The organism is Kineococcus glutinatus, assembly GCF_039542765.1.
Taxonomy (GTDB): domain Bacteria; phylum Actinomycetota; class Actinomycetes; order Actinomycetales; family Kineococcaceae; genus Kineococcus_A; species Kineococcus_A glutinatus.
Window position 1 is genome coordinate 1 of record NZ_BAABIL010000187.1, and the last position, 9,997, is coordinate 9,997.

Below are 9,997 nucleotides of genomic sequence, written 5' to 3' on the forward strand. Positions count from 1 at the left end.
CGGACAGCTCGTGCGGGTAGCGCCGGCCGTGCTCGGCGGGGTCGAGGCCCACCAGCTCCAGCAGCTCGTCGGCCCGCCGCCGGCAGTGCGCGGCGTCCCACCCCAGCAGCCTGGGCACGGTGCTCACGTTGGTGCGCACGTCGAGGTGGGGCAGCAGCCCGCCGGACTGGATGACGTAGCCGATGCCGCGGCGCAGCTGCACGGGGTTGGAGCGGCGCACGTCCTGCCCGTCGATGCTCACCGTGCCCGCCGTGGGCTCCACGAGGCGGTTGACCATCCGCAGGGTGGTGGACTTGCCGCAGCCGGAGGGGCCCACGAGCGCGACCACCTCCCCGCGCCGGACGTCCAGGGTGAGGTCGGTGACGGCCGTGGTGCCGTCGGGGTAGCGCTTGCTCACGCCCTCGAGACGGATGGCGACGTCACCGGTAGCGTCTGGCGCGTGCTGCTCGGTGGTCTCGGCGCTCATGCCCGAACTCTCTCCGAGGGCTGCCTGGTCCGCAACGACTGGCTGTGCCCGGAGTACCTCACCTCCCGGCGCCCGGAGCTGCTGGCCGCGACGTGGGAGCACGTGTGGATCACGCTGCTCAGCGTGGCCGCCGGCCTGGTGCTGGCCCTGCCGCTGGCGCTGCTGGCGCGGCGGTGGCGGCCGGTGAAGGCCCTGCTGATGGGCGGCTCGACGGTGGTGTACTCCATCCCGTCGCTGGCCCTGATCCCCGTCATGGTGCCCTTCACGGGGCTGACGCCGTGGACGGTGGTGGTCCCGCTGGCGCTGTACTCGGTGGCGGTGCTGCTGCGCAACGCGGTCACCGGGCTGGACGGGGTGCCCGCCCAGGTCGTCGACGCGGCCCGCGGCATGGGCTTCGGCCCGGCGCGGCTGCTGCTGCGGGTGGAGCTGCCGCTGGCGGTGCCCGCGATCCTGGCCGGCCTGCGGGTCGCCACGGTCTCCACCGTCGCGATGACGACCATCGGGGGCATCGTGGGCTTCGGCGGGCTGGGCACCCTGCTCATCCAGGGCCAGCAGACGAACTTCCGCTCCCAGGTCCTCACCGCCGCGGTCCTGGTGGTGCTCATCGCGGTGGTCGCGGACCTGCTGCTGCTGGCCCTGCAGCGCCTGCTGGTGCGCCGCCCGCGCGCGCGGGCGGCGCGGGCGCCCGAGCCGCTGCTGCCGGCGGAGGAGGCGGCGTGAGGGCCGCGGCCGCCCAGCAGGGCTGGGTGCAGCTCGTCGCGGACTACCTGTCGGACCCGGCGAGCTGGCAGGGGGAGGGCGGGCTGTGGCAGCGGCTGGTGGAGCACGTGGTGCTCAGCGGCGTGGCCGTCGCCGTCGCCGTCGTCGTCGCCGTGCCGCTGGGCGTGCTGCTGGGGCACACCGGCCGCGGCGGGGGCCTGGCGGTGGCGGTGGGCAACGTGGGCCGGGCGGTGCCGATCCTGGCGCTCATCGCGCTGCTGTTCATGCTGCCGGCGCCGTTCGGGCCCGGGGACGTCTCGGTCGTGGTGGCGCTGGCGCTGTTCGCGCTGCCGCCGCTGCTGACGAACACCCACACCGGGATGCGGGAGGTGGACCGCGCGACCGTGGAGGCCGCCCGGGGCATGGGGATGAGCGCGCGCCAGCTCGTGCTGCGGGTGGAGCTGCCGCTGGCGGTGCCGCTGCTGCTCACCGGGGTGCGGCTGGCGGCGCTGCAGACGGTGGCGACGGCGTCGGTGGCGGGCCTGGTGGCCGGGCCGGGGCTGGGCCGCATCGTCAGCGAGGGGTTCGTCACGTACACGCCGAGCCGCTACCTGGGCGCCGCGCTGCTCATCGCGGTGCTGGCGCTGGCGGTGGAGGGCGTGCTGGTGCTGCTGCAGCGGTCGCTGGACCGGGTGGGCCGGGCCCGGCGCGGTTCGCGGCGGCGCGCCGGGGCACCGCCCGCCGAGGACGGTGTCGCCGCACTGGGGTTCACTGCTCCCTGACGGCGGTCGGGCGCGGACCCACCGCCGGCCGGACACGCGTGGTGCGGGGTAGCCCGCCCGCGGGACACAGAAGGCGGTACCCCTCGTGCGATCCATGCGACGACGTGCCCTGCTCACCCCGGCCGTGGCCGGCCTGGTCCTGGTGGCCGCGGCCTGCTCCAGCCCCTCGGAGGTCTCCGGGGAGGCCACCTCCTCGTCCGGTTCCCCCTCGGGGTCGGGCGGGGGGGAGCTCGTCGTCGGCGGCTCCTCGGCGAGCGAGATGTCGATCATGCAGAACGTGTACGCGGAGCTGCTGCGGGCCAAGGGCTACACGGTGACGATCAAGCCCGCCGGCGAGCGCGCGGTCTACGCGGCGGCGCTGGAGTCCGGTGACGTCGACGTGGTGCCCGAGTACGCCGCGTCCATGGCCGAGTACCTCAACAAGACGGTCAACGGCGAGGCCGCGGCGCCGATCGCGACGTCGGAGGCGGCCGCGACGGTCGCGGCGATGCGCCCGCTGGCCGAGCAGCGGGGCCTGACCGTGCTGGAGCCGGCCCAGGCGCGCAACTCCAACGGCTTCTACGTCACGAAGGCGTTCTCGGAGGAGAACGGGGTGACGACGCTGAGCCAGCTCGCAGCCCTCGGCCGGCCGGTGGTGCTGGCCGCCGGTGACGACTGCGTGGAGAACACCTTCTGCCAGCCGGGCCTGGAGCGGGTGTACGGGCTGCAGGTCGCCGACGTGACGGGGGACCCGTACGGCAGCGCCTCAGCGAAGCAGAAGGTGGTCGCGGGGACCGCGCAGCTCGGTCTGACCGGCACCACCGACGGCACGCTGGCGGCGCAGGACCTCGTGCTGCTGGAGGACGACAAGGGCCTGCAGGCCGCGGACAACCTGGTGCCGGTCGTCAACACCGAGCAGGCGGGGGACCCGGAGATCGCCGAGGCGCTCGACGCCCTCGCCGACGTCCTCACCACCGAGGACCTGGCGGAGATGAACGTCGCGGTGGACGGCGAGCGCCGCAAGCCGGAGGACGTCGCCAAGGAGTACGTGGAGTCCGCGGGTCTGCTCTGAGGCGGGCCGCCGCGCAGGCGCGCCGGGGTCGCTGCCGGATCGCCGTGGTGGCGCCGGGTGATCGTGCGGTGCGGTCCCCCTCTGGCAGGCTGGGCGGGTGACACCCGCCGGGCCTGCCGCAGCCGCCGAGCCGTTCGACCCGGCGGGGGTGGTCTGGACGCGCCTGTCGCCGCGCCTGGTCACCGCCCGGCGCGCGGTGCGCACGGGGCTGCAGGTCGTGCCGCTGCTGGGGCTGGCGGTCCTCGCCGTGCTGGTCAGCGGGTGGTTCTGGCTCGGTGTGCTCGCCGTCGCGCTGACGGCGGCCTGGCAGTGGTGGCTCATCGGGCGGCAGGTGCCGGCCTGGGGCTACGCCGAGCGCGACGACGACCTGCTCGTGCGGCACGGGCTGCTCTTCCGCACGCTGGTCGTCGTGCCGTACGGGCGGATGCAGTTCGTCGACGTGCAGGCCGGGCCGGTGGACCGCCGCTTCGGCATCGCCACCCTGCAGCTGCACACCGCCTCGGCGTCCACGGACGCGGTGATCCCGGGCCTGCCGCCGCAGGAGGCGGCGCGGTTGCGCGACCGGCTGGCCGCGCGCGGTGAGGCGAGGCTGGCGGGGTTGTGAGCACGCAGCAGCCGGCCGACCCGGCTCCCGAGGCCGCCGCCCCGGCGCTGGAGGTGGTCGACGCGGCCTCGGTGGACCCCGGCGCGCGGGAGGTGCTCGCGGACGCGGGCTGGCGCCGGCTGCACCCGGTCACCCCGCTGCTGCGCGGCTGGAAGGCGCTGGCGGTGGTGCTCGCGGTGCTGGTGCACCAGAACGTCGAGCACCTGCTGCACCCGTCGGTGTCCCCGTGGGTGCTGCTGGCCGTCGTCTTCGGCGGTCTGCTCGTCCTGGGTCTGCTCAGCACCGGCTGGAGCCTGCTGGCGTGGCGGCGCACCCGCTACCGCATCGACTCCCGCGCCGTGCACCTGGAGACGGGGGTGCTCTACCGCCAGCACCGCAGCGCCCAGCTGGACCGGCTGCAGGCGGTGGACGTGGTGCGCCCGCTGCTGGGCCGGCTGTTCGGCCTGGCCGAGCTGCGCCTGGACGTGGCGGGCAGCAGCGGCGGCGCGGTGAAGCTGGCCTACCTGAAGGAGGAGGACGCGCAGCGGGTGCGCAACGCGCTGCTGGCCGCCGCCGCGGGCGTGCGCTACGCCGAGGGGGAGGAGGCGCCCGAGGCGCCGGAGCACCGCGTCGTGGAGGTGCCGGTCCAGCGTTTGCTGCTGTCGGTGCTGTGCTCGCTGCTGACGATCGCGGCGGTGCTGGCGCTGGCCGGCCTGGTCGTCGCGGTGGTGCTGACCCGCAGCACCGCGCCGCTGGTCGGGGCGCTGCCGGTCTTCGTCGGTCTGGCCACGGGTGTGTGGCAGCGCTTCTCCCGCGGTTTCGGTTTCTCGGTGGCGCAGTCCCCCGACGGGCTGCGGGTGCGCTCGGGGCTGCTGGAGCACCGCGCCCAGACGGTGCCGCCGGGGCGGGTGCAGGCGCTGCGGGTCTCCCAGCCGCTGCTGTGGCGGCGGGCGGACTGGTGGCGGCTGCACGTCAACGTGGCGGGCACGGCCGGCTCGGGCGCCGAGGACGCGGGCGGCACGTCGTGCGTGCTGCCGGTGGGCACGCGGCAGGACCTGGCCGCGGTGCTGGCGGTGGTGCTGCCGGACCTGGGCACCGACGAGGCCCCCTTCGACGTGGTCTCCGCGGGGCTCACCGGCCGGGGCGGCGAGGGCGGCTTCACCCCGGCGCCCCGCGCGGCGCGCCTGCTGGACCCGCTGGGCTGGCGGCGGCACGGCTTCCGGATCACCGAGCGGGCGTTCCTGGCCCGCAGCGGGGTGGTGCACCGGCGGCTGGACGTGGTGCCGCACGAGCGGGCGCAGAGCCTGGCGCTGCGGCAGGGGCCCTGGCAGCGGCGGCTGGGGCTGGCCGGGGTGGAGCTGCACTCCACGCCGGGGCCGGTCTCGCCGCGGGTGCGGCACCTGGCGGCGGGGGTGGCGGCGGAGCTGCTGGTCGAGCAGGCGGTGCGGGCGCGGACGGCGCGGGCGGCCTCCGGTCCGGAGCGCTGGATGCAGCCGCGCCCCTGACGGGCCCGGCCGGCCGGCGCGCCCGGTTCAGCCCGTGCCGCCGAGGTGGCCGGCGAGGCGTTCGTGCATGGCCGCGCTCGCGGCGTTGAGCCCGACGATCTCCACGGTCTTGCCGCGGGTGGCGTACCTGGTGGTGACGGCGTCGAGCGCCGCGACCGTCGATGCGTCCCAGACGTGGGAGCGCGACAGGTCGACGACGACGTGCTCCGGGTCGCCGGCGTAGTCGAACTGGTGGACCAGGTCGTTGCTGGAGGCGAAGAACAGCGCGCCGTGCACGGTGTAGACCCGCCGGCCGGTGTCGTCGGTGGTGGCGCTGACCGTGACGAGGTGGGCGACGCGGCGGGCGAAGAGCACGGAGGCGGTGAGGACCCCCGCCACGACGCCGATGGCGAGGTTGTGGGTGGCCAGCACGGCGGCGACGGTGACGACCATGACGGTGGTCTCGCTGCGCGGCATCCGGCGCAGCGTCGCGGGGTGCACCGAGTGCCAGTCGAAGGCGGTGACCGCGACCAGGACCATGACGGCGACGAGCGCGGCCATGGGGATGGCCGCCACGACGTCGCCGAGGGGCACGACGAGCACGAGGAGGAAGACGCCGGACAGCAGGGTGGACAGCCGGGTGCGGGCGCCGGAGGCCTTCACGTTGATCATCGTCTGGCCGATCACGGCGCAGCCGCCCATGCCGCCGAAGGCCCCGGTCACGACGTTGGCGACGCCCTGGCCGACGGCCTCGCGCGTCTTGTCCGAGCCGGTGTCGGTGATGTCGTCGACGAGCTTGGCGGTCATGAGGGACTCCATGAGCCCGACCAGGGCCAGGGCCAGGGCGTAGGGGGCCACCACCTGCAGCGTCTGCAGGGTCCAGGGCACGTCGGGCAGGACGGGGGAGGGCAGGCTGCGGGGCAGCGCGCCCTGGTCCCCGACGGTGGGCACGTCGACGTGGGCCACCGCGGTGAGCGCGCCGAGCACCGCGATCGCGACGAGCGGTGCGGGCACGGCGGTGGTGAGGCGGGGGACGAGCAGGATGATCGCGATGCCGGCGACCACGATGGGGTAGACGGCCCACGGCACGCCGACGAGGTGGGGCAGCTGGGCGGTGGCGACGAGGATCGCCAGGGCGTTGACGAAGCCGACCATGACGCTGCGGGGGATGAAGCGCATGAGGCGGGCCACCCCCAGCAGGCCGAGCGCGATCTGCACGAGGCCGCCGAGCACGACGGCGACGAGCAGGTGGTCGAGGCCGTGGGAGCGCACGAGGGGGGCCACGACGAGGGCCACCGCGCCCGTCGCCGCGCTGATCATGGCGGGCCGGCCGCCGACGACGGCGGTGGTGACGGCCATCGTGAACGACGCGAAGAGGCCGACGCGGGGGTCGACGCCGGCGATGACCGCGAAGGAGATCGCCTCGGGGATGAGCGCGAGGGCGACGACGAGTCCGGCGAGGACCTCGGTGCGCAGCGTGCGGGGTGTCGGCCGCGGGCCGCGGCGCGGTGCCGGCCGGGTGGTGCGCTCGGGCGGGCGTGGGGGTTCGGGCGCGGTGGCGCTCGTGGGCAACGGTCTCCTCCAGCCGGCGCCCCGGTGGGCCGCGGCGCGGCGGAAACTCGGTGGGCGCATCCCTACCCTAACGTTAGGGTTGAGTCGGCGGCGCCGGCGGAGCGGGCCGCTGCTCCACCATGCCCGAGGGGGGACCACCATGACCAGCCGCTGCGCGCCCGCAGCCCACCCAGCACCGCGACGCCACCCCGATCCCCACACCTGCGGTTCACGCGGCGGCCATGGGGCGCGAGCGCCCCGCTGCAGTACGTTCGGCGCGCAGCACCGCGCGGGTCGCACCGGCGCCGGCGGCTGTGCCCGTGCGCGGCTGAGGGGGAGCGCGCGGGCGGTCTGCCGCCACGGGCGCGGACACGACGGGGGGACGACGCGATGAGCGACACCACGGCGCAGCAGACACCGGCCGCGGGGGCGGCACCGACCCGCCGGCGGCGCGAGGCGGCCCGGCACGGCTCCGGCGGGGCGGCCACCACCGCGCCCCTGCTCCGGCTGCTGCGCGAGGACTACGAGACCCACTACCGCGACCTCACCAGGCCCGGCCTGCACGCGCTTTGGGTGCACCGCGTCGGCCACTGGGGCCTGACGCGCACCGGTGCCGCCCGCACCGGCGTCAAGGTCGTGCACCGGCTGCTCAACAACCTGCTGATCCGCGGCGTCTACGGCACCGAGATCGCCGACGAGGCGGTCATCGGCCGCCGGGTGAGCATCGGCCACCACCAGGGCGTGCAGATCCCCGCCTTCTGCGTCGTCGGCGACGACACGGTCATCCGGCACAACGTGACGATCGGCTTCACCGGCACGCACTCCTCCCGCGAGGACGTGCCCCGCATCGGCCGGGGTGTCGAGATCGGCGCGGGCGCGTCCCTGCTGGGACCCATCGAGGTCGGCGACGGCGCCAAGGTCGGCCCGCACGCCCTCGTCACCGTCGACGTGCCGGCGGGGGCCACCGCCTTCAGCCCGCCGGCGCGCATCCTCAAGCCGCAGCCCGACGCGGTACCCGCCTCCCGCGGGGAGGTGTCGTGAGCGCGGTGCCCGTCGCCGAGCGGCTGGCCGCCGCGGTGGCCGCCGTCTCCGCCGAGCCCGTCCCCTCGCTGCGCGCCTGCCTGGAGCTGGCCAGGGCCCACGAGGCCGCCGGCGACGCGGCCGTCGCCGTGCGCTGGGCGTTCGCCGCCACCGACGCCGGGGAGGACCTCGCCGGCTGGACGACCGCCCAGCGCATCGTGCAGCGCTGCCGCGCCGCCCTGCCCGCACCCGCCCGCCGCGCCCGCGTCGCGGTCCTCGGCAGCTACACCACCGCGCAGCTCACCGCGCTGCTGCCCCTCGCGGGCCTGCGCGCCGGCGCCGAGCTGGAGGTCCGCGAGACCGGCTACGGGCAGTACCGCACGGAGGTCCTCGACCCCTCCAGCGCGCTGCACGCCTTCGCCCCCGAGGTCGTCGTCCTCGCCGTCCACGAGGGCGAGGTGGCGCTGCCCGAGCGCACCGACGACCCCGCGGCGGCCGTCGAGGCGGAGCTGGCCCGCTGGACGGGCCTGTGGCGGCAGCTGCAGGAGCGCTTCGGCGCCCGCGTGGTGCAGCACACCATCGCCATCCCGCCCGAGGTCGCCCTCGGCCACCTCGCCGCCCGCACCCCCGGCTCCCGCTACGCCATGCTCGAGCTGCTCAACGTCCGCCTCGGGGAGGCGGCGGCCGCCGCGGGCGTCGGCGTCGTCGACTGCGAGCGCCTCGCCGGCCTGGCGGGCAAGCGCGCCTGGTTCGACGCCCGCTACCTCCACCTCGCCAAGCAGGCGGTGGGCCTGGGCTGCGTCCCGCTGCTGGCCCGGCACACCGCCGCGGTCGTCACCGGCGGCCTCGGCCTGGCGCGCAAGTGCCTCGTCCTCGACCTGGACGGCACGCTGTGGGGCGGGGTGCTCGGCGAGGTCGGCCCGCACGGCGTCGCCGTCGGCGGCGGCCCCGTCGGGGAGGCGTACAGCGCGTTCCAGCGCTACGTCCTGCAGCTGAAGGACAAGGGCGTCGTGCTCGCGGTCTGCACGAAGAACGACCCCGCCGACGTGCAGGAGGTGTTCGAGCAGAACACCGACATGCTGGTGCGGCTGGACGACCTCGCGGTGGTGGAGGCCGGCTGGGCGGACAAACCCGCCGCGCTGCGCCGCATCGCCGCCGGCCTCGGCATCGGGCTGGACTCCCTGGTGTTCGTCGACGACAACCCCGCCGAGCGCGAGGCCGTGCGCCAGCTCACCCCCGAGGTGGACGTCGTGCCGCTGCCCCCCGACCCCGCGGGCTACGTCCGCGCGCTGGCGGAGTACCCGTGGTTCGAGACGGCCGCGCTGACCGACGACGACGCCGCCCGCACCGCGCAGTACCGCGCCCGCGCCGAGACGGCCGCGCTGCAGGCGGAGGCCGGCTCGCTGGAGGGGTTCCTCGCGAGCCTGGACATGCGCGCCACCTTCGGCGACCTGGGGCCGGCGAACGTCGCGCGGGTGGCGCAGCTCATCGGCAAGACGAACCAGTTCAACCTCACGACCCGCCGCCGCGGCCAGGCCGAGGTCGAGGCGCTGGCGGCGGACGAGGCGTGGACGGCGCAGGTGGTGCGGCTGCGGGACCGCTTCGCCGACCACGGCGTCGTGGGCGTCCTGCTGGCCCGCTCCGACGGCGACGCCCTGGACGTCGACACGTGGCTGCTCAGCTGCCGCGTCATCGGCCGCACCCTGGAGGAGGAGATGCTGCGCGAGCTCGTGGCGCGGGCCACCGCGCTCGGTTGCGCGCGCATCACGGGCACCTACGTGCCGTCCGCGAAGAACTCCCAGGTGGCGGACCTGTACGCCCGGCTCGGGTTCACCCGGACGAGCGGTGACGAGGACGGCACGACCCGCTGGGAGCTGCGGCTGCCGGCGGACCTCCCGGCGCCGGGCGCGATCGCCCGCGAGCGGGTGGCGGATGTGCGCGGGACGTCCGCGCACGGGATGGGGAAGGTGGGGGGACGAGCCGTGGACGTGGTCCAGGAGGGGGTCCGGTGAGCACGCAGCAGCGCATGCAGGAGGTCGTCCGCGAGGTGCTCGGCGACGACGAGCTCGTCCTGCGCGACGAGATGACGGCGGCCGACGTGCCCGGGTGGGACTCGCTGGCGCACATCAACATCATGTTCACGCTGGAGCAGGAGTTCGACGTGCGGTTCAGCGACGACCAGCTCGCCTCCTTCCGGGACGTCGGGGAGCTGCGCCGGTTCCTGGAGCAGGCCGCGGCCGCCTGAGCGCGCCCCGCGCCCGCCCTCGCGATCGGGCGGGCGCGACCCGGCGCGGGGCACCTGGCGGACGGCGGGTGCGGCGTCCGGTGGCAGCCGGTGCCCTCGCCCCGCAGAGTGGGGCC

Annotated in this window: 10 protein-coding genes; 8 read left to right on the forward strand and 2 right to left on the reverse strand. The window is 76.1% G+C overall.

Annotated elements, in window-relative coordinates:
• The coding region (locus ABEB16_RS08065; protein WP_345711747.1) for an ATP-binding cassette domain-containing protein at positions 1 to 466 on the reverse strand (466 nt) is incomplete at its 3' end.
• Between ABEB16_RS08065 and ABEB16_RS08070 the strand changes: the two genes are divergently transcribed.
• The 5 genes from ABEB16_RS08070 (at position 440) to ABEB16_RS08090 (ending at position 5,086) form a co-directional block, all read left to right on the forward strand.
• Positions 440 to 1,186, forward strand: a complete 747-nt coding sequence (locus ABEB16_RS08070) for an ABC transporter permease (protein WP_345711748.1) — start codon at positions 440 to 442, stop codon at positions 1,184 to 1,186. The two genes, ABEB16_RS08065 and ABEB16_RS08070, sit on opposite strands and share 27 nt — an antisense overlap.
• Positions 1,183 to 1,947 (forward strand): ABC transporter permease, encoded by a 765-nt coding sequence (locus ABEB16_RS08075; protein WP_345711749.1) that lies wholly within the window; start codon positions 1,183 to 1,185, stop codon positions 1,945 to 1,947. Before ABEB16_RS08070 ends, ABEB16_RS08075 begins: the two co-directional genes overlap by 4 nt.
• A gap of 94 nt (positions 1,948 to 2,041) precedes the next feature.
• On the forward strand, positions 2,042 to 2,998 hold the full coding sequence (locus ABEB16_RS08080) for an ABC transporter substrate-binding protein (RefSeq protein ID WP_345711750.1): 957 nt from the start codon (positions 2,042 to 2,044) through the stop codon (positions 2,996 to 2,998).
• Between the two features lie 97 nt (positions 2,999 to 3,095).
• On the forward strand, positions 3,096 to 3,602 hold the full coding sequence (locus ABEB16_RS08085) for a PH domain-containing protein (RefSeq protein ID WP_345711751.1): 507 nt from the start codon (positions 3,096 to 3,098) through the stop codon (positions 3,600 to 3,602).
• Complete coding sequence (locus ABEB16_RS08090; RefSeq protein WP_345711752.1) at positions 3,599 to 5,086, forward strand: PH domain-containing protein; 1,488 nt, start codon at positions 3,599 to 3,601, stop codon at positions 5,084 to 5,086. The genes ABEB16_RS08085 and ABEB16_RS08090 overlap by 4 nt, the downstream gene beginning before the upstream one ends.
• Before the next feature lie 27 nt (positions 5,087 to 5,113).
• Here ABEB16_RS08090 and ABEB16_RS08095 read toward each other — a convergent pair whose 3' ends face one another.
• Positions 5,114 to 6,637, reverse strand: coding sequence for a SulP family inorganic anion transporter (locus tag ABEB16_RS08095; RefSeq protein WP_425560138.1), 1,524 nt, complete (start codon positions 6,635 to 6,637; stop codon positions 5,114 to 5,116).
• Between the two features lie 369 nt (positions 6,638 to 7,006).
• On the opposite strand from ABEB16_RS08095, the gene ABEB16_RS08100 reads away from it, so the two are divergent.
• Genes ABEB16_RS08100 through ABEB16_RS08110 form a run of 3 tightly spaced genes read left to right on the forward strand, consistent with a single transcriptional unit; the run spans position 7,007 to position 9,881 of the window.
• Complete coding sequence (locus ABEB16_RS08100) at positions 7,007 to 7,657, forward strand: serine O-acetyltransferase (RefSeq protein ID WP_345711753.1); 651 nt, start codon at positions 7,007 to 7,009, stop codon at positions 7,655 to 7,657.
• Entirely contained in the window at positions 7,654 to 9,648 is a 1,995-nt protein-coding gene (locus tag ABEB16_RS08105; protein ID WP_345711754.1) for an HAD-IIIC family phosphatase, read from the forward strand. The genes ABEB16_RS08100 and ABEB16_RS08105 overlap by 4 nt, the downstream gene beginning before the upstream one ends.
• Positions 9,645 to 9,881, forward strand: coding sequence for an acyl carrier protein (locus ABEB16_RS08110; protein WP_345711755.1), 237 nt, complete (start codon positions 9,645 to 9,647; stop codon positions 9,879 to 9,881). Before ABEB16_RS08105 ends, ABEB16_RS08110 begins: the two co-directional genes overlap by 4 nt.
• Positions 9,882 to 9,997: the final 116 nt, after the last annotated feature.